The organism is Pseudomonas californiensis (assembly GCF_021147775.1).
GTDB classification, from domain to species: Bacteria; Pseudomonadota; Gammaproteobacteria; order Pseudomonadales; family Pseudomonadaceae; genus Aquipseudomonas; species Aquipseudomonas californiensis.
The window spans coordinates 40,142-59,015 of record NZ_JAGTPK010000004.1 but is presented as its reverse complement, the minus strand read 5'-3'; the positions used below and the strand labels follow the sequence as shown (position 1 = coordinate 59,015).

Below are 18,874 nucleotides of genomic sequence, written 5' to 3'. Positions count from 1 at the left end.
ACATTACAGGCTGCACGGTGGCGAAAGAACAGCGCCGGGCAGACCATCGATGCAGGGACATTCCAATCATATCCATCACTTAACCCACCCTCTTGCCCGGTGTGTGGTAGAGGTCGGCGAACATATCAGCCATCGCTTCCTCGCTAGGCTCGTCTTGCATTTGTATGCTCACCGCGCGGCTTACCAGTTGATGACGGCGCGGAAGATGCAAATCGTCCGGAATACGAGGGCCGTCAGTCAGGTAAGCAACAGGCAATTCGTGACTGATCGCCAGGCTCAACACTTCGCCGAGACTGGCTGTTTCATCCAGCTTGGTCAGAATGCATCCGGCCAGGCCACAACGTTTGTAACTGTGATAGGCCGCCGACAGCACCTGCTTCTGGCTGGTAGTTGCCAGGACCAGGTAATTGCGCGACTTGATGCCACGGCCCGCCAGGCTCTCCAGTTGCATGCGCAACGCAGGATCGCTGGCTTGCAGGCCTGCGGTATCAATCAACACCACACGCTTGCGCAAAAGGGGCTCAAGCGCCTGAACCAGCGACTGGCCAGGATCGACATGAGTGACCGGCACGTTGAGGATGCGACCCAGTGTCTTGAGCTGCTCCTGCGCGCCGATACGGAAACTGTCCATGCTGACCAGCGCGATGTTCTGCGGGCCGTATTTCAGGACGTAGCGGGCAGCCAGTTTGGCCAGCGTCGTGGTCTTGCCCATGCCGGCAGGGCCGACCATGGCGATCACACCGCCCTCTTCCAATGGCTCGGTATCCGGTACGGCAATCATCCGCGCCAAGTGCGCGAGCAACATGCGCCAGGCCTGACGAGGCTCGTCGATTTCAGGAATCATCGACAACAGGTCACGTGAGAGCGGACCGGACAAGCCGACCCGCTGCAGACGGCGCCACAGGTTGGCCTGCTGCGGACGGCTGCCTTGCAACTGGTTCCAGGCCAGGGAGCCGAGCTGGACTTCCAGCAACTCGCGCAGGCCGTTCAATTCGGAACGCATCGAATCATACGCGCGCTGCCCGCCAGCAGGTTCGGCGGCAGGCGCTGGCGCGTAGGCGAAAGGACGTGGTGGCTCTTCAAGCGTCGGTTCGATATGAGTGTCGACTGCGCTGACCGGCTTGCCGGAAAACAGCTGCAGATTGACCGAGGCATCGCTGTCGCTGCGATTGTTCAGCTCGGCCTGAGCCGAGACGATGCGCGACTGTGTCTTGCGCAGTTCGTCTTCAAGCTCCATGTTCGGTACACGAGGTGCCAGCGCCGACAGCTTGTAATCCAGAGCGGCAGTCAGCTCGACGCCACCGGCGATGCGGCGGTTGCCAATGATGGCCGCCTCGGCGCCCAGCTCATCGCGAACCAGCTTCATGGCTTGACGCATATCGGCGGCGAAAAATCGCTTAACTTGCATGACTCACTACCTCAGCCGTTCGGCCCGACAGTCGCTACGATGGTTACTTGCTTGTTGTCAGGAATTTCCTGATACGCCAGCACATGCATGTTCGGTACAGCCAATCGTCCAAATCGTGACAGCATCGCCCGAATCGGACCGGCCACCAGCAGTATCACCGGCGACCCTTGCATTTCCTGACGCTGAGCTGCCTCGATCAACGAACGCTGAAGCTTCTCAGCCATGCTTGGCTCGAGAAGAACGCCTTCTTCCTGACCCTGACCAGCCTTCTGCAAACTATTGAGCAATATCTGTTCCAACCTTGGTTCCAGAGTGATGACAGGCAGCTCCGGCTCAATGCCTACAATGCTTTGCACGATTGCGCGGCTCAAACCAACGCGAACCGCCGCTACCAAAGCGGCGGTATCTTGACTCTTGCTGGCATTGTTGGCGATGGCTTCTGCAATGCTGCGGATGTCACGCACCGGTACATGTTCGGCAAGCAGGGCTTGCAGCACGTTGAGCAACGCCGACAGCGAAAGAACACCCGGCACCAGCTCTTCAGCCAGCTTGGGCGAGCTCTTGGCCAACAATTGCATCAATTGCTGGACCTCCTCGTGGCCGATCAGTTCATGCGAGTGCTTGTAAAGAATCTGGTTGAGGTGAGTGGCCACTACCGTACTGGCGTCTACCACGGTGTAGCCAAGCGACTGCGCCTGGCTGCGCTGACTGATCTCGATCCAGACCGCCTCAAGGCCAAATGCCGGATCTCTGGCGGTAATACCATTGAGCGTACCGAACACCTGTCCAGGGTTGATAGCCAGCTCGCGGTCAGGGTAGATCTCTGCTTCCGCGAGAATCACGCCCATCAGCGTCAACCGATAGGCGCTGGGCGCCAGGTCAAGGTTGTCGCGGATGTGCACGGTCGGCATCAGGAAACCCAGTTCCTGGGACAGCTTCTTGCGCACGCCCTTGATACGCGCCAGCAACTGCCCACCCTGGTTGCGGTCTACCAGCGGAATCAGGCGGTAGCCCACCTCAAGGCCGATGATGTCGATCGGCGTAACGTCATCCCAGCCGAGCTCTTTGGAGTCCAGCACGCGGGTTGGCGATGGCAGCAGATCCTGCTGACGCTGAACTTCGGCCAGCGCCTCGACCTTTACCTGATGCTCTTTCTTCCACAGCAGGTATGCGGCACCGGCAGCCACCAGACCCAGGCTGATGAACGAGAAGTGCGGCATGCCCGGCACCAGCCCCATCACAATCATGATTGCAGCGGAAACTGCCAGTGCCTTGTGAGAGGTAAACATCTGACGGTTGATCAGCTTGCCCATTTCTTCCGAACCGGAAGCACGGGTCACCATGATCGCAGCAGCCGTGGACAGCAGCAGTGATGGCAATTGCGCCACCAAACCGTCACCGATGGTCAGCAGGGTGTAAACACGGCCTGCGTCGGCAAAGGTCATGTTGTGCTGCATGATACCGACGAGCATGCCGCCGATGAGGTTGATGAACAGAATCAGCAGGCCCGCGATGGCGTCGCCGCGCACAAATTTGCTGGCACCGTCCATGGAGCCGTAGAACTCAGCCTCTTGAGCCACTTCGGAACGGCGGCGCTTGGCTTCAGGCTGATCGATAAGGCCGGCGTTGAGGTCGGCATCGATTGCCATCTGCTTGCCGGGCATCGCATCAAGGGTAAAACGCGCACTCACTTCAGAGATACGGCCGGCACCCTTGGTGATTACAACGAAGTTGATGATCATCAGAATCGCGAACACTACGATACCGACTACATAGTTGCCGCCGATCACAACCTCACCGAAGGCCTGGATCACCTTGCCCGCAGCGGCGTGGCCGTCCTGACCGTGAAGCATGACCACGCGCGTCGATGCGACGTTCAGCGCCAGACGCAACAGCGTTGCCACCAGCAGAATGGTCGGGAACACCGAGAAATCCAGTGGCCGCAGCGCATAGACGCAGACCAGCAGAACGACGATAGACAGCGCAATGTTGAACGTGAAGAACACGTCCAGCAGGAAGGGCGGCATGGGCAACATCATCATTGCCAGCATGACCAGCAACAATACCGGTACACCCAACTGGCCACGGCCAAGGCCTGCCAGATTGCTGCGTGCGCTATTGAGTATCTGAGAGCGATCCACTGATTCTTTTACCTGCGCACTAGATCAAAACTTTGACGCCGTAGGCGACCTGTAATGACTTATTGCAAAAAGCTGTCCAACTTTTCAAAAGCCCGCAATTGCAGGCCTGAAACGCCGGTGCGCCAGGAAAATAACGATCAAGACCTCGCCTGAGTCTAAGGACAGTAGAACGTCGATGGGGCGTCAGGAATCGCGCTGCAAATCCGTCGGGATCGGCACGTCACCCAGCGGATCGGGACGCTTGCCGTGCCCCGAGTGAAACTGACGGATCTGGTAGACATAAGCCAGCACTTGCGCAACCGCCAGATAAAGCCCGGCCGGTATCTCCTGCTCAATCTCGGTGCTGTAGTAGATGGAGCGGGCCAGCGCGGCAGACTCCAGAATAAGGATCTGGTTGTGCGCGCCGATCTCGCGAATCTTCAACGCCATCAGATCAGTACCCTTGGCCAGCAACATTGGCGCCCCGCCCTGCTCGGGATCGTACTTCAAGGCCACGGCAAAGTGGGTCGGGTTGGTGATAATGACATCCGCCTCGGGAATGGACGCCATCATGCGACGCTGGGACATTTCGCGCTGCAACTGGCGAATCCGCTGCTTGACCTCGGGGCTGCCCTCGCTGTTCTTGTGCTCATCGCGCACTTCCTGCTTGGTCATCAGCAGTTTCTTATGGGCTTCCCACAGCACGAACGGAACATCGGCTGCAGCGATGAATATCAGCCCGCACGCCATCCAGAAGCTGCTCCAACCCACCACTTGCAGACTGTGAATAATCGCCTGTTCCAGGGGCTCATGAGCGATGGCAACCAGATCGTTGCGCTCCTTGCTGAGCACCACCAGTGCAACCGCAAGAATGATCAGAAACTTGGCGAACGACTTGAGCAACTCAATCAACGAATTGGGCGAAACCATCCGCTTGAGGCCCGCCGCAGGGTTCATTCGACTGAACTTGGGCGCCAGCGATTTGGTGGCGAACAACCAGCCGCCCAGCATGATAGGTCCTACCAGTGCTGCTACCAGCATGGCGACCAGAAAAGGCAGTACTACGACCAGCGCATGCCGACCCGAGCTGAGCAGCGCCTTGCCCATGTAGTCCTGGTCCATCAGCGTTTCACGGCTGATGGTAAAATTGTCGCGCATCAATTCGGACATCATCTGCGCGATGCCCCCGCCGAACCACAACAGCCCGCCAGCGCCCATCAGCATCACCACCAGCGTGGTCAGCTCCTTGGAGCGCGCGATCTGACCTTCGGCGCGTGAGTCCTTGACCTTTTTATCCGTGGGGTCTTCTGTCTTGTCCTGGCCATTCTCGTTTTCTGCCATCTCAACGAGCCCTCACCATGTCGCGCAACCCCTGCAAAGCTTCTACGGCCAAGGGTTGATACTGATTGAGGATATCGGCCATGGTCATCCACAGAATGACCATCCCGAGCACGAGCGTGAGCGGGAAACCGATGGAAAAGATATTGAGCTGCGGCGCGGCGCGCGTCATGACGCCAAACGCGATGTTGATGATCAGCAATGCGGTGATAGCAGGCAATACCAGTCGCAGGCCAGAACTCATCACCCAGCCGAGCCCGGTCGCCAGCCCCCAGAAATTGTTGATCAGCAGACCATTGCCTACCGGCATCGTTGTGAAGCTTTCGACAACCACTTCCAGCACCACCAGATGCCCATTCATGGCCAGGAACAGCAGCGTGACCAGCATTGTGAAAAACTGACCGATCGTGGCCGAAGAAACGCCATTGGTGGGGTCGACCATGGATGCGAAGCCCATACCCATCTGGGTCGAGATGATCTGGCCGGCGATAACAAATATCTGGAAGAACAGCTGCAGTGCCAGCCCCATACCAGCACCGATGATGATCTGCTCGCCGATCAGCAGCAGCGCACTCAGATCAAGCGCCTGAACGGAGGGCATGGCGGGCAGCACTGGCGCAACCACCACCGTGATCGCGACGGCAAAATACAGGCGAATACGCCGGGGAACCAGCGTCGTACCGATGATAGGCATGGTCATCAGGACAGCGACGATGCGAAACAACGGCAGCATGAAGCTGGCAACCCAGGTACTGATCTGGGCATCGGTCAACGCAAGCATCGGCTGCATGCAGCGCTAGCCGATCAGCGTCGGAATACTGCTGTACAACGACAGCATGTATTCCATGAAAATCTTCAACAGCCAAGGGCCTATCACGATCAAGGTGATCAGCATCACGATCAGACGCGGCAGAAAGCTCAGCGTTTGTTCGTTGATCTGGGTTGCCGCCTGGAACATGGCCACCAACAGACCACAGATCAGACTCGGCACCACAAGAATCGCAACCAGCACCGTGGTCAGCCATAACGCCTCACGAAACAGATCGACCGCGACTTCCGGCGTCATTGCACAGACTCCTCAGCAAAACGACTCATACGCCACCAAAACTGCCAGCCAGCGTCCCGACGATCAACGCCCAGCCATCCACCAGCACGAACAGCATGATCTTGAACGGCAAGGAAATGATCAGAGGCGACAGCATCATCATACCCATCGCCATCAAAACGCTGGCCACCACCAGGTCGATGATAAGAAATGGAATGAAGATCATGAAGCCGATCTGAAACGCCGTCTTGAGTTCAGAGATCACGAAAGCCGGTACCAGAATCGTCAACGGCGCGGCGTCCGGCGTTGCGATATCGGTACGCTTGGACAAACGCATGAACAACTCAAGGTCGCTGGTACGTGTCTGCGCCAGCATGAAATCCTTGATCGGCACCTGAGCCTTGGCCACCGCATCCTGGGCCGTCAACTGTTCGGCCAGATAGGGCTGCAATGCATCCTGATTCACCCTATCGAACACCGGCGCCATGATGAACATGGTCAGAAACAGCGCCATGCCAGTGAGGATCTGATTGGACGGCGTCTGCTGCAGACCCAACGCCTGGCGAAGGATGGAAAACACGATGATGATGCGGGTGAAGCTCGTCATCAGCATGACGAACGCCGGGATAAAGCTCAGCGCCGTCATGATCAGCAGGATCTGCAGGCTGACCGAGTACTCCTGCTGACCATCCGCGCCGTTGGACAGCGTGATCGCGGGGATTGAAAGTGGATCGGCTGCCAGCGCCAACGGCGCCGCCATCACTAACAGCAGCAGAATCAGGAAACGCGAGGCGCCCATTACTTCTTGTCCTTATCCTTGCCCATCAGCTCCAGCAGACGCTGAGCGAATTCAGGGGTCGTCTGCTCGCGCACCGGCACTTGCACAGGCTCCTTGAGCACATGCAAAGGCGTGATGCTGCCCGGTGAGATACCCAGTAGAACCTGCTCATTGCCAACCTGAACCAGCACCAGTCGATCACGCGGACCGATGGCCCGCGAACTCACCAGTTCGATCACCTGACTATTGTTCGGCCCGGCACGCTGTACCCGACGCATGACCCACGCCAGGACGAAGATCAGACCGACTACCAGCAACAGACCGAACAGCAGCTGCGCCACTTGCCCGCCCATACCGCTGGAGACACTGCCGGCTACTTGCGCAGGGGCTGTCGGTGCGGCCTGCGCAGTGGGCTCAGCAGCCCATACCAAGGCAGGCAGCATCAGCAGAACGCTCAGCAAGCGCCTCACTTAGCGCAACTTCTTGATGCGTTCACTTGGGCTGATCACGTCAGTCAGACGGATACCGAACTTCTCGTTGACCACAACCACTTCGCCATGGGCAATCAGTGTGCCGTTGACCAACACGTCCAGCGGCTCACCGGCAAGACGATCCAGCTCGATCACCGAACCCTGGTTGAGCTGCAGCAGGTTGCGGATGTTGATGTCCGTGCTGCCCACCTCCATCGAGATCGACACCGGGATGTCCAGAATCACATCCAGGTTCGGACCATCCAGCGTCACCGGCGCGGTGTTTTTCGGCACGCTGCCAAATTCTTCCATCGCCATGCGATTGGTCGAATTGCCTGCGTCAGCGGCCAGCAGCGCGTCGATGTCATCCTGACCACCTTCACCGGCCTCACCCAATGCAGCAGCCCACTCATCGGCCAGTGCCTGGTCTTCAGCAGACGTCATATCGTTTTCATCAGCCATCGGTTGTCCTCTGCGAACAGTGATTCAATTACGCAACAATTTCCGACGTAGACCTCGAGGGTCAGCGTCGCGCTATGGGTTCGATTACTTGCAGGGCCATCTTGCCCTTGTGCGAGCCGAGCTTGACCTTGAACGAAGGCACACCGTTGGCCCGCATGACCAGCGAGTCGGCCAGTTCGATCGGAATCACGTCGCCAGGCCGCATGTGCAAAATATCGCGCAAAGGCAACTGGCGCTGGGCAATGGTAGTGCTCAGCGGCACATTGACGTCCAGCACGTCTTCCTTGAGCGCGTTGACCCAGCGCTCATCCTGATCATCAAGATCCGACTGGAAGCCGGCGTCGAGCATTTCGCGGATCGGCTCGATCATCGAATACGGCATGGTCACGTGCAGATCGCCACCACCGCCATCGAGTTCGATATGGAACGTTGAAATCACCACCGCCTCGCTCGGGCCGACGATGTTGGCCATGGCCGGGTTCACTTCCGAATTGATGTACTCGAAGTTCACTTCCATGATCGCCTGCCAGGCTTCCTTCAGGTCGATGAAGGCCTGATCCAGCACCATGCGGACCACGCGCAACTCGGTTGGCGTGAATTCACGGCCTTCGATCTTGGCGTGACGGCCATCACCGCCAAAGAAGTTGTCCACCAGCTTGAACACCAGCTTGGCGTCAAGAATGAATAACGCTGTGCCTCGCAGCGGCTTGATCTTGGCCAGATTGAGGCTGGTAGGCACGTACAGCGAGTGCACGTACTCACCGAACTTCATGACTTGCACGCCACCGACCGCCACGTCCGCCGAACGGCGCAGCAGGTTGAACATGCTGATACGCGTGTAGCGGGCAAATCGCTCGTTGATCATTTCCAGGGTCGGCATGCGACCCCGGACGATTCGGTCCTGGCTGGTCAGGTCATAGCTTTTGACGCTGCCCGGCTCGCCAGCGGCTTCAGTCTGGACCATACCATCGTCCACGCCATGCAGCAGCGCGTCGATTTCATCCTGGGACAGCAGGTCTTGCACGGCCATGTGAGAGTCCTACTGCAATACGAAATTAGTGAACAGCAGCTGTTCGATCACAGTCTTGCCGAGTTCTTTCTGTGCCACTTCCTGAATGCTCGCTGTCGCTTTCTGACGCAGCATTTCCTGACCGACCGGCGAGGCCAGCGAATCAAAAGGAATGGCAGCAAACAGCATGACCAGGTTATTGCGAATCACCGGCATATGCACCTTCAAGGCCTCCATGTCGGCAGCGTTACGCCCCAGCATGGTGATGCTGACCTGCATGTAGCGCTGGCGACCGCCGGCATTGAAGTTAACGACGAAAGCAGGCGTCAGTGGCTCGAACACCGCCACCGGCTTGACGTTGGCTGCAGCTGCGGCAGCTGCCGGATCAGGCTTGCTTTCACCCTTGTGCATCAGAAACCAGGTTGCTCCCACTGAAAGGCCGACGGCGAGAAGCAACGCCACAACCGCAATGATGATGAGCTTGAGCTTGCCTTTGGATGCGGGGTCTTTAACTTCGTCGCTCTTCGCCATGCCAATAATCCGTCACTATTCAAGAGGTTCTTCAATATGTGACAGGGGCTGAGCAAGTGTTATGCCAGAGTTGAAAGAAGCCGCAACTCAACGGACACAAATAGATACCACTCGGCGCTGGCACGCAGGTCAGGCGAGCATTCCAGGCGGGAATCTTCAGCGCGACAACCGGGAGGTTTCGCGATCCCACCTGCCCCAGAGCGACACACGTCAGCAGTGGAGCAAGTCGGTGCGTGTTGGCGAGCGTCAGGCGTAGTAATCGATCTCGCTGGTACCCAGCACGCGTGCCGCTGGCTGACTGACCGGGATCGCCGCATCGACCGTCGCACTGTCATCCAGCGCATCGCCAGACCCCATGCCACTGCCGCGTCCGCCGCGCTGAGCACGATTGGCCTGCTCCTGAGCCTGCTGCTGGGCCTGTTGCTGTGACTGGTCCGACACGTTGACGTCCACTTGGCCAAGCCCTTGCTGGACGAACGACTCACGCAGTCGCGACACCTGGCTTTCGAGCGCGTCACGTACGCCCAAGTGTGCGCTCATGAACGTCACCTGAGTCTGCTGGTCCGGCGCCATGTTGACGCGAATATCCAGACGACCCAGCTCGGCTGGTTCAAGCTTGATATCCGCCGACTTCAGATTCTGACTCGACAAGTACATCACTCGATCAACGATCCCCTCAGTCCAACCACTCTGGTGCATGGCCAGTGGCTGGCTCATCAACGGAGCACTGGAAGGCGTTGCGGCAACCCGGGCAGGCTGGGCGGCCTGACTCAAGGCGGCAAGGCGGTCGGCAAAGTTATCGACGCGCGTATCGCCGGCAGCACTCTTGACGTCTTTCAGGCCCTCACCAATCAGACCACTGAAAGACTTGTCACTGCTTTCTGTACTGCCATCTTCCGAGGGCTTCTGTTCGGTCAACGCCGCCAGGTTATTGGCGACATTCTGCGCGGGATCTGCTTCAGAGCTGGACGGTGTCGCCTTAATGGCGGCCTGAGTGCTCTGTCCGGCTACCTGGGTCTTGGCAGATGCGTTTTCCAGCGCCAGTTGCACCGCGTCCAGGCCATCCAGTGGATCGGCGTCGGGGTTGAACGCTTCTTCCACCACAGCAGGTGCGGCAATAGCGCCAGAGACCAAAGGCGAAGCCTTCGGATCAATGCCTGCAGAAGCCTTCGTGCCGACGAGGGGTAACGTTTTCACCTCGGTGACAGGATTGGTGGCCACGGGAATCACGGTCAAAGCCGGGCCCTGCGCTGCCATGGCTTGAAGTGCCGGGTCTTGAGCCGGATCGACAACGACCTGAGCATTCAAGTTCGCCAGGTCGGCTAACGCCTGGGCATCAGCTGCTGCTTGAGCATCGATCAACGCGGCGTCAGCGTCTGCTTTGCCGTCATCGGTATCAGCCGTGGCGACCACCCCAGGCAAGTCGTTGCCGCTATCGGCAACCGTCGACTGGTCAGCGGCAGCAGTCTTGTCGTCATCGGGCTTGCCCTTGCCGCTCGCTACCTTGTCCTTGTCGGGCACGACCTTGTCGCGACCCGCCTTGGTTTGCACGTCATCGCGGGCAGGAACTGCGTCCTTGGCCTGCTTGGCATAGACGTTGGAAAAGCTGGAAGCCCCGTCCTTGCTGCTGTCAGTCGGCTTGAGCGCATTGTTGGCGGTACTCGACCGGGAGGCCGCGGTCGTGTTGGCCTGAAGAAGTGCGTTGGTAGCGAGGGGCATTTTGGTCTCCGCATGAGCTGCTTGTTACCGTGGTAAAAGCAAGATACGGGCCAATGCACAAATGACGATTGATATGCAGCACTGAGCAGGTCAATTGATAAAGAACTGGCGCTCAGCGTTGAAGAGCCGTCGAACCGTCAGATACTCGGTATCGATCTTGCCGACCAACTCCGCCACCCCCGAGCTTTTCTGCTGGCGGGCCTGTTCTTCAAGCTGACGACAGAGCTCGCAGAGGCGCAACGCGCCCATGTTGCTGCTGCTGCCCTTGAAGCTATGGGCCGTCAGGCTCAAGGCCTGCAAGTCCGGATTACGATCTTCAGCCGCGGATCGCAACTGCGCGAGTCTAAGCTCGGAATCCTTGAGAAACACGTCTACGAGCGTCGGATACTCATCCTCCATGACGTCCTGCAAGGCACTTAACACGCTGTAATCCAGATGAATCGACACTTGCTCACTCCTTGATCAAGACTCCGGGGCCGATTATGCCACTCACTCCCAGAAAAATTCCACGCTGGCCGTCCTGCCATCCGTAGACCATCGAGCCTGACGGCTCAGTTCACGCACCAATCGCATTCCCCGACCGTACAGCTCGTCTTCAGCCGGTTCAAGGTTCAGGACATAAGGCGCATCGAATCCGTCACCACTGTCTTCGACACTGATGGTCAGACGACCACCCTGCCCCATGGGTTCAATCTGCACAGTTACTCGGACAAAGCCGTCCTGAAGCTCGTCAAGACGCTTGGCCCGCTGTTCATAATAGCGGGCAAAACCAGAGGCATCATGTTTGAGCGACGAATCAAGCCCCAGCACACCGTGCTCCAGCGCGTTGCTGTAGAGCTCGCCCATCACCGCATGCAGCGCTCCGCCCTGACTGCGAAGACCGTGCACCTCCAGCAGCAGTTGCAATACATAGGGCAAAGGGTTGAAACGTCTGAGGGTGGAGGCCCTGAACTCGAAACTGGCCGACCAGTCCAGCGGGCTAGATGCTCCGCTATCGGAATAGGTCAGCGTCGGCAACGAATCAGACACTTCATCTGTGGCCGTGATCTCCAGCAGGCTGACGTCGTCACGCGCCTTGCCGCCAAAATCATTCAATGCCTGAAGAATCTCTTCGATCAACAAGTCTGGCTGAAGGTTGGCCGCCAGTACGTCGCGCAAGCGCTGTACGCCAAACAACTGATCTTGACTGTCGCTGGTGTCGAGCACGCCATCGGACAGCAGGAATATACGGTCACCCGGAGCCAACGGATGAACCTCGGTACGAGGATCGAAACCATTGACACTGAGCACACCGAGGGGCAGATGACGCGAGGCCAGCGGGACTCGCTCGCTCCGGTCAGCCCGCAGCAGATAGCCATCGGGCAGACCGCCATTCCAGACCTCGACCTGACGCCGCTCGAGATTGACGCACAGCAGCGTAGCGCAGCAAAACATGTCGACCGGCAGGATGCGCTTGAGCTTGGCGTTCATCTCTCTGAGTATTTCCACAAGGCCGTAGCCCTTGGCGGTCATGCCGTAGAACACCTCAGCAAGCGGCATGGCACCTACGGCAGCCGGCAGGCCATGCCCTGTGAAGTCACCGAGCAGTACATGCATATGCCCGGCGGGCGTGTAGGCCGCCAGCATCAGGTCGCCGTTGAACAACGCGTAAGGAGACTGCAGATAACGGATATTGGCCGCGCCCAGGCACCCCGAGTGCGCGATCTGATCAAATACCGCCTTGGCGACACGCTGTTCATTGAGCAGGTATTCGTGGTGCGTCGCAATCAGGTCGCGCTGTTGAAGAACCGTCTCCTGCAGCAGCCTGAGACGGTTCATCGCGTTGATTTTGGCGGCAAGCACCAACGGGTTATAAGGTTTGGAGATGAAGTCATCGCCACCAGCATCCAGACAACGCGCCAGCGCCTCACCCTGGGTGAGTGACGTCAGGAATATGATCGGCACCAGCGCTTCACCGGCCATGGCCTTGATCCGTCGCGCCGCCTCGAAGCCGTCCATCAACGGCATCATTGCGTCCATCAGAATCAGATGTGGGCGTTCGGAACTGAATAACGCCACGGCCTCCAGCCCATTGGCAGCACTCAACACCCAATGCCCCTGCCGCGCCACGATTGTGGCGAGCAGCAACCGGTCGCTGGCGCTGTCGTCAGCGATCAGAATGCGCAAGCCTTTCGGTACCGGGAGCAAGCGTCAGCTCAACTGGAACAGCTTGGAGAAATTCGAGATGGCCAGGATCTTGAAGACATCAGACGTGCAATTGATGAGTCGGACCTGAGCCCTTTCGCCGCCAGCGTGATCGCGCAACAGCAACAGCATCCCCAATGCCGAGCTGTCCAGATAATGCGTATCGCGAAGGTCGACCACATAGTTCAGGTCGTAAGGATAACTTTCATACGCGCTTCGAAACGCTTGATGCATCGCAAAATCGAAACGACCTTCAACCAGCAGCGTCAGCTGCCGCTTGTCGGGAGAAAGCTCGGATATCACTGTCATGGGATCCCTCAAGTGTTTCATCGCCGAGACGATGTGAGCTTAGACCAGCCTGAGCAATTGCCCATCACAGTCAGAACTGTTCGTGGCGGGGCAACCGCTGGGACAATTCGTCCAACAGCTTTTGCTCCCGCTTGTCTTCCAGCTTGCGTGCCTCATCCATGTAGCGCTGCACCAGCTTGCGCAAGCCTTCGACCCTCGCATAACACGCCTGCCAGGCACCACGGGCCTTTTCCAGATTGACCTTGTGCCACTCAAGGCTTTTGTACTGCTGTGCGACGGCGGTATCGAGCTGGCTGAGAAACCGTTGATAACCCAGCAGCCATTGACCGGAGACGCCGGCACTGCCTCGCTCGAGCCATTGCTGCTGATAGTCCTGGCGGAACTGGTCCAGTTCCTGAAGCTTGTTGTTGGCGAGATTGACCTGCCCCTGAAAATGCCCGAGACGCTGGGCCGCCGCACGCTCGGCGGCCTCCGCCATCTCGACGACTGGCGCCAGACGCGCCGCTCGACTCTGAGCCATGGTCTATCAGCCGCCAGGAGCCGGGCCGAACACCGAAGCCAACGCTTCGCCGCTGGCCTGCATGCTTTCGTTGTCGTGCAAACCCTGACGCTGGTAGCGCACCAGCACAGGCTGAAGTGCGATGGCCATGTCGGTCTCCCGATCACCGCCAGCCACATAGGCACCCACGCTGATCAGGTCACGAGCCTGCTGATAGCGCGACCACAGCTGCTTGAAATGCTGGGCACGGGCCATGTGCTCCGGGCTGACCACGGCGGGCATGACCCTACTGATAGATGCCTCGATGTCGATAGCGGGGTAATGCCCTTCTTCAGCCAGTCGGCGTGACAGCACGATGTGGCCGTCAAGCACGCCACGCGCAGAGTCGGCAATCGGGTCCTGCTGATCATCGCCTTCGGACAACACGGTATAAAACGCAGTGATCGAGCCACCCCCTGCTTCGGCATTACCGGCACGTTCGACCAGCTTGGGCAGACGGGCAAACACTGACGGTGGATAACCCTTGGTGGCGGGCGGCTCGCCAATGGCCAGGGCGATTTCCCGCTGGGCCTGGGCAAAGCGGGTCAGCGAATCCATCAGCAACATAACATTCTTGCCCTGATCGCGAAAATATTCGGCAATGCGCGTGCAGTACATGGCAGCGCGCAGCCGCATCAACGGCGCATCATCCGCCGGCGAGGCTACGACAACCGAACGCTTCAGGCCTTCCTCACCGAGGATGTGCTCGATGAATTCCTTGACCTCGCGGCCGCGCTCACCAATCAGACCCACAACGATGATGTCCGCCTCGGTAAAGCGGGTCATCATGCCCAACAACACACTCTTGCCCACGCCGGTACCGGCAAACAGGCCGAGGCGCTGACCGCGCCCCACCGTCAATAAACCGTTTATGCAACGGATACCGACATCGAGCGGCTGGCTGATGGGGTCGCGCTTGAGTGGGTTGATTGTCGGACCGTCCATTGGCACCCAGTCCTCAGCCTTGATAGGCGGACGACCATCCAACGGGCGACCCGCGCCATCCAGTACGCGGCCCAGCATGCTCATGCCCATGGGCAAGCGGCCGGTATCGGCCAGCGGCACCACTCGGGCACCGGGCGCAATACCAGCGACACTGCCGACTGGCATCAGGAACACCTTGCCACCCGAAAAACCCATTACCTCAGCTTCGACTTCCACCGGGTGATGGCTGTCATCGTTGATCACTACGCAGCGGCTGCCCATTGCAGCACGCAAGCCTTCCGCTTCAAGCGTCAGACCTACCATACGCAGCAAACGCCCTTCCACCACCGGCTGCGCAGGCAGGCCGATAGCGTCAGCGTAACTCCCCAGCCGCTTGCCGAAACTGGTGCGATCAAGGCGCATCGTAGGGTTCCAAATCAGGATCGATCAGAGGCAAGGCAGGCGCAACGTCCAGTTCGAGGTGCGTATCAGCCGGTGCCGGATGGGTCGCCTGTTCATGCAATTGATCGTGCATTTTAGTGAATGCCAAAGCGATTCGCGTCTCGACGCTGGCATCAAGGCGACTGTGCTCGGTTTCAATCCGGCAGCCGCCAGCCAGCAGCTCATCATCTTCGACGATTTTCCAGCTTTCTTCATGGCGCTCACGCATGGCCTTGACCAGCGCGAAGTCCTGAGGATTGATGAAGATGCGCACATTCTGCGCGCCCATCGGTAACAATTTCAGGGCATCGCGCAGCACTACGGCGATCTGGCTCGAGTCGGTCGCAAGCTCACGACGGATGACCTCGCGAGCGATATGCTCGACCAGATGCACCATGGCCTTTTCGATCTGTTTGTCTTGCTCCGCGACAGGCTCAAGCAGGTGAGTCATCAGTTGCTCAAGGCTGGCGACTTTGCCTGCCAGCGCAACTTCCGCCTCTTGCCTGACTTTCAGCTGGGTGCTGTGAAAGCCTTCTTTTTCGCCCGTGGCGAAGCCTTCGTTCCAGGCCTCCTGGCGGATGCTTTCCAGCTCCTCCAGGGTAATGGGCTGTACCTCTTCCAGAGGCACCTCTTGCATCTCGATCGGCTCGTCGACCAGTTCCGGCTCGGGCTCGGGTTCTGGCTCTACGTGCGGATCGAAGCTGGGCAAGGCCCAGAGGTCAAGGCCACTGACGTCCTTGGCGCGAATGAGGTCGCTGGCCGATTCTTTATTGGAGCTGGACATGAGTCGGCTGAATCCTTAGATCATTTCCTCGCCACCCTTGCCACCGAGCACGATCTCGCCGGCCTCGGCCATACGACGCGCAATGGTAAGGATTTCTTTCTGGGCGGTTTCCACATCGCTGACACGCACCGGCCCCTTGGCTTCGAGGTCGTCGCGCAGCAGTTCGGCGGCACGCTTGGACATGTTCTTGAAGATTTTTTCCTTGATCGCCTCGTCCGAACCCTTGAGCGCCAGCACCAGAACGTCCGAAGACACCTCGCGCAGCAGCGCCTGGATACCGCGATCGTCCACGTCGGACAGGTTGTTGAAGACGAACATGAGGTCTTCGATCTGCACCGAAAGGTCTTCGTCGACCTCGCGGATCGAATCCATGAGCGCGCCTTCGATGGAGCTGTCGAGGAAGTTCATGATGTCGGCAGCACGCTTGATACCACCCAACGTGGTACGCGACGTGTTGGCGTTACCCGAGAACTGCTTCTCGAGAATCTGGTTCAATTCTTTAAGGGCCGCAGGCTGAACGGTATTGAGTGACGAGACGCGCAGGATGATATCCAGACGTACCTTGTGGTCGAAATGGCCCAGCACTTCACCGGCCTGATCGGCATCCAGATACGCCACTACGATGGCTTGAATCTGCGGGTGCTCGAAACGGATAACATCGGCCACTGCGCGAGGTTCCATCCACTTCAGGCTGTCCAGGCCGCTGGTGTTGCCGCCCAGCAGGATCCGGTCGATGAGGCCGTTGGCCTTGTCTTCGCCCAATGCCTGGGTGAGCATCTTGCGAATGTAACCATCGGAGCCGACGCCCAGGCTGGTCTGATCGCCGACGATGTCGACGAACTCACTCATGACCTCTTCCACCTGCTCACGGTGAACATTGCGCATCTGCGCCATGGCCACGCCGACTTTCTGGACTTCCTTGGGACCCATGTGACGCAGCACCTGAGCCGCGTCGGTCTCTCCAAGAGAAAGCAGCAGTACGGCGGCCTTTTCGACCTTACTGAGTTTGGCTACCACGGCTCGATCATTCATCAGTGTTAATCCACTCTTTCACGACCTGGGCGACACGACCCGGGTCTTCGGCCACCAAGCTCTTGATTGCATTCAACTGTGCGTCGTAACCCTCAGTCGGGCTAGGCAGCAGGATACTTTGCGGGCCACCGAGGCTGACACGGTCGTTGGACAGCTCGCCATCCAGACCACCCATGCCGCCCAGCTCTGCGTCACCGCCAAAACCAGAGAGCTCCTTGCTCTTGCCGGTGGTGATGTTGTTCAACACCGGGCGCAGCACACCGAACACCAGAATCAGAATGAAGATCACACCCACAGCCTGCTTGACGATGTCCCAGAACCACGGTTGCGAGTAGAACGAAGCTTCCGGCAGCGTTTCAGCACGTTCACTGGAGAACGGTACGTTGATAACGCTCACGCTGTCGCCACGGCTGGCATCGAAGCCGACCGCATCCTGAACCAGACGCGTGAAGCGCGCCAGATCTGCGGCACTCCAGGGCGCACGGGTCACCTCACCATTGGCGGCGTTGGTCTTGACCATATCATCGACCACTACCGCGACCGAGAGACGCGTCAGGCGGCCTTGCTGCTGTTTGGTGTGACTGATCGAACGGTCCAGCTCGAAGTTCTTGGTCGACTGCACGCGCTTGTCAGCGGGGTACGGCGCCAGAGCAGGCTGCCCCGTCGCCGGGTCCATGATCTGCTGACCGTTCGCATCGAGCAGTGGCTGCCCCGGTGCGATGGCTGCTGCCGCACCGCCTGCTGCACCGCCGGTGTTCTGTGGCGCAGTGGCCGGGCCTGGTGGCTGGTTGCTCAAGGCACCTGGCACACCCTGCGGACCCGAGCTGCTGGAGCGCTGCTCATTGACCGACTGCTCGCTGCGCAACGCTGGCTGGTCAGGGTTGAAGCTTTCAGCCGTCGACTCGACCGCGCTGAAATCGACCACTGCCGAGACTTCGGCCTTGTAGCGATCAGTGCCCAGGATCGGCTGAAGAATATTCTGCACACGCTGAGTCAGCATGCCTTCCATGCGGCGGCTGTAATCGAACTGCTTGCCGGCCATGGTGAGTTCGGTATTTTCGGCCTGATCCGAGAGCAGAGTGCCCTTCTGGTCCACAACGGTAATCTGTGACTTGCTCAGCTCAGGAACGCTGGTGGCCACCAGATTGATGATCGCCAGCACCTGACTCGGCTCCAGTGAACGACCGGCATACAGCTCGACCAGTACCGAGGCACTGGGTTTGCGATCATCACGCACGAACACCGAGCTTTTCGGAATCGCCAGGTGCACGCGGGCACCCTTGACATTGTTCAAGGCCGAGATCGTACGCGCCAGCTCACCTTCAAGACCCCGACGATAGCGGGTGGCTTCCATGAACTGACTGGTCCCAAGCCCCTGATCCTTGTCGAGGATCTCGAAGCCGATGTTGGCGTCGTTCTGCACAACGCCTGCCTGGGCCAGCTGGATGCGAGCACGCTGCACGTCATCTGCCTTTACCAACAGCGCGCCTGAGTTGGGCTCCACGGTGTAGTTGATGTTCGCAGCGGTGAGAGTCTCCATGATCTGCTTGCTGTCCATGCCCGCAAGGCTGCCATACAGCGGACGATAGTCAGGCTGCTGGGACCAGAGCACCACGGCAAAGCCGATGGCCACGCTCGCGGCCAGACCGACCATAAGGCCGATCTGACGCAGCATGGTCATTTCGGAAAGGTTTTCCAGAAAAGAAAGCCCGAACAGGGGCTTCTTGTCGCCCGCTCTTGCAGGAACGGGATCGGCTGTTGCTTCGGCCATGACTCAGTACG

Annotated in this window: 19 protein-coding genes; all 19 read right to left on the bottom strand. The window is 58.8% G+C overall.

The annotated features are described in order from the left end of the window. Positions 1-79: 79 nt before the first annotated feature. Positions 80-1,408 carry a flagellar biosynthesis protein FlhF gene (gene flhF, locus KDX37_RS05295; RefSeq protein WP_231651636.1) on the bottom strand — a complete coding sequence of 443 codons (1,329 nt, stop codon included), beginning with the start codon at positions 1,406-1,408 and terminating at the stop codon, positions 80-82. An 11-nt stretch (positions 1,409-1,419) separates the two neighbouring features. Further along, positions 1,420-3,549 carry a flagellar biosynthesis protein FlhA gene (gene flhA, locus KDX37_RS05290; RefSeq protein WP_231651635.1) on the bottom strand — a complete coding sequence of 710 codons (2,130 nt, stop codon included), beginning with the start codon at positions 3,547-3,549 and terminating at the stop codon, positions 1,420-1,422. A 183-nt stretch (positions 3,550-3,732) separates the two neighbouring features. Further along, complete coding sequence (gene flhB, locus KDX37_RS05285; RefSeq protein WP_231651634.1) at positions 3,733-4,869, bottom strand: flagellar biosynthesis protein FlhB; 1,137 nt, start codon at positions 4,867-4,869, stop codon at positions 3,733-3,735. Between the two features lies 1 nt (position 4,870). Beyond that, positions 4,871-5,656 (bottom strand): flagellar biosynthetic protein FliR, encoded by a 786-nt coding sequence (gene fliR, locus KDX37_RS05280; RefSeq protein ID WP_231651633.1) that lies wholly within the window; start codon positions 5,654-5,656, stop codon positions 4,871-4,873. Between the two features lie 6 nt (positions 5,657-5,662). Beyond that, entirely contained in the window at positions 5,663-5,932 is a 270-nt protein-coding gene (fliQ, locus tag KDX37_RS05275; RefSeq protein ID WP_231651632.1) for a flagellar biosynthesis protein FliQ, read from the bottom strand. A 25-nt stretch (positions 5,933-5,957) separates the two neighbouring features. After that, a complete protein-coding gene (fliP, locus tag KDX37_RS05270; RefSeq protein ID WP_231651631.1) occupies positions 5,958-6,710 on the bottom strand; it encodes a flagellar type III secretion system pore protein FliP in 753 nt (250 codons plus the stop codon). Continuing rightward, entirely contained in the window at positions 6,710-7,159 is a 450-nt protein-coding gene (gene fliO / locus KDX37_RS05265; protein WP_231651630.1) for a flagellar biosynthetic protein FliO, read from the bottom strand. The genes fliP and fliO overlap by 1 nt, the downstream gene beginning before the upstream one ends. Then, a complete protein-coding gene (gene fliN / locus KDX37_RS05260; protein ID WP_231651629.1) occupies positions 7,160-7,621 on the bottom strand; it encodes a flagellar motor switch protein FliN in 462 nt (153 codons plus the stop codon). It lies immediately after the preceding gene. Positions 7,622-7,682: 61 nt separating this feature from the next. After that, positions 7,683-8,651, bottom strand: a complete 969-nt coding sequence (gene fliM, locus KDX37_RS05255) for a flagellar motor switch protein FliM (RefSeq protein WP_231651628.1) — start codon at positions 8,649-8,651, stop codon at positions 7,683-7,685. 9 nt (positions 8,652-8,660) lie between these two features. Beyond that, the gene (gene fliL, locus KDX37_RS05250) at positions 8,661-9,161 is read right to left on the bottom strand and encodes a flagellar basal body-associated protein FliL (RefSeq protein WP_231651627.1); all 501 of its coding nucleotides are present in this window, start codon (positions 9,159-9,161) and stop codon (positions 8,661-8,663) included. A 246-nt stretch (positions 9,162-9,407) separates the two neighbouring features. After that, entirely contained in the window at positions 9,408-10,880 is a 1,473-nt protein-coding gene (locus tag KDX37_RS05245; RefSeq protein WP_231651626.1) for a flagellar hook-length control protein FliK, read from the bottom strand. A gap of 90 nt (positions 10,881-10,970) precedes the next feature. Further along, positions 10,971-11,327, bottom strand: a complete 357-nt coding sequence (locus KDX37_RS05240) for an Hpt domain-containing protein (RefSeq protein ID WP_231651625.1) — start codon at positions 11,325-11,327, stop codon at positions 10,971-10,973. 42 nt (positions 11,328-11,369) lie between these two features. After that, entirely contained in the window at positions 11,370-13,067 is a 1,698-nt protein-coding gene (locus KDX37_RS05235) for a SpoIIE family protein phosphatase (protein WP_231651624.1), read from the bottom strand. A 3-nt stretch (positions 13,068-13,070) separates the two neighbouring features. Further along, the gene (locus KDX37_RS05230) at positions 13,071-13,373 is read right to left on the bottom strand and encodes an STAS domain-containing protein (protein WP_231651623.1); all 303 of its coding nucleotides are present in this window, start codon (positions 13,371-13,373) and stop codon (positions 13,071-13,073) included. 70 nt (positions 13,374-13,443) lie between these two features. Continuing rightward, positions 13,444-13,893 (bottom strand): flagellar export protein FliJ, encoded by a 450-nt coding sequence (gene fliJ / locus KDX37_RS05225; protein WP_231651622.1) that lies wholly within the window; start codon positions 13,891-13,893, stop codon positions 13,444-13,446. A gap of 6 nt (positions 13,894-13,899) precedes the next feature. Then, positions 13,900-15,258, bottom strand: a complete 1,359-nt coding sequence (gene fliI / locus KDX37_RS05220; protein WP_231651621.1) for a flagellar protein export ATPase FliI — start codon at positions 15,256-15,258, stop codon at positions 13,900-13,902. After that, positions 15,248-16,060, bottom strand: a complete 813-nt coding sequence (fliH, locus tag KDX37_RS05215) for a flagellar assembly protein FliH (protein WP_231651620.1) — start codon at positions 16,058-16,060, stop codon at positions 15,248-15,250. The genes fliI and fliH overlap by 11 nt, the downstream gene beginning before the upstream one ends. Before the next feature lie 15 nt (positions 16,061-16,075). Beyond that, complete coding sequence (gene fliG / locus KDX37_RS05210) at positions 16,076-17,092, bottom strand: flagellar motor switch protein FliG (protein ID WP_024689516.1); 1,017 nt, start codon at positions 17,090-17,092, stop codon at positions 16,076-16,078. Continuing rightward, positions 17,085-18,863, bottom strand: a complete 1,779-nt coding sequence (gene fliF / locus KDX37_RS05205) for a flagellar basal-body MS-ring/collar protein FliF (protein ID WP_231651619.1) — start codon at positions 18,861-18,863, stop codon at positions 17,085-17,087. The genes fliG and fliF overlap by 8 nt, the downstream gene beginning before the upstream one ends. Positions 18,864-18,874 lie beyond the last annotated feature (11 nt).

Bases quoted from the DNA above. Each gene is read 5' to 3' on its own strand.
- flhF (WP_231651636.1), bottom strand. From the start codon at position 1,408: ATGCAAGTTAAGCGATTTTTCGCCGCCGATATGCGTCAAGCCATGAAG.
- flhB (WP_231651634.1), bottom strand. From the start codon at position 4,869: ATGGCAGAAAACGAGAATGGCCAGGACAAGACAGAAGACCCCACGGAT.
- fliR (WP_231651633.1), bottom strand. From the start codon at position 5,656: ATGCAGCCGATGCTTGCGTTGACCGATGCCCAGATCAGTACCTGGGTT.
- fliQ (WP_231651632.1), bottom strand. From the start codon at position 5,932: ATGACGCCGGAAGTCGCGGTCGATCTGTTTCGTGAGGCGTTATGGCTG.
- fliP (WP_231651631.1), bottom strand. From the start codon at position 6,710: ATGGGCGCCTCGCGTTTCCTGATTCTGCTGCTGTTAGTGATGGCGGCG.
- fliN (WP_231651629.1), bottom strand. From the start codon at position 7,621: ATGGCTGATGAAAACGATATGACGTCTGCTGAAGACCAGGCACTGGCC.
- fliM (WP_231651628.1), bottom strand. From the start codon at position 8,651: ATGGCCGTGCAAGACCTGCTGTCCCAGGATGAAATCGACGCGCTGCTG.
- fliL (WP_231651627.1), bottom strand. From the start codon at position 9,161: ATGGCGAAGAGCGACGAAGTTAAAGACCCCGCATCCAAAGGCAAGCTC.
- KDX37_RS05245 (WP_231651626.1), bottom strand. From the start codon at position 10,880: ATGCCCCTCGCTACCAACGCACTTCTTCAGGCCAACACGACCGCGGCC.
- KDX37_RS05230 (WP_231651623.1), bottom strand. From the start codon at position 13,373: ATGACAGTGATATCCGAGCTTTCTCCCGACAAGCGGCAGCTGACGCTG.
- fliJ (WP_231651622.1), bottom strand. From the start codon at position 13,893: ATGGCTCAGAGTCGAGCGGCGCGTCTGGCGCCAGTCGTCGAGATGGCG.
- fliI (WP_231651621.1), bottom strand. From the start codon at position 15,258: ATGCGCCTTGATCGCACCAGTTTCGGCAAGCGGCTGGGGAGTTACGCT.
- fliH (WP_231651620.1), bottom strand. From the start codon at position 16,060: ATGTCCAGCTCCAATAAAGAATCGGCCAGCGACCTCATTCGCGCCAAG.
- fliG (WP_024689516.1), bottom strand. From the start codon at position 17,092: ATGAATGATCGAGCCGTGGTAGCCAAACTCAGTAAGGTCGAAAAGGCC.
- fliF (WP_231651619.1), bottom strand. From the start codon at position 18,863: ATGGCCGAAGCAACAGCCGATCCCGTTCCTGCAAGAGCGGGCGACAAG.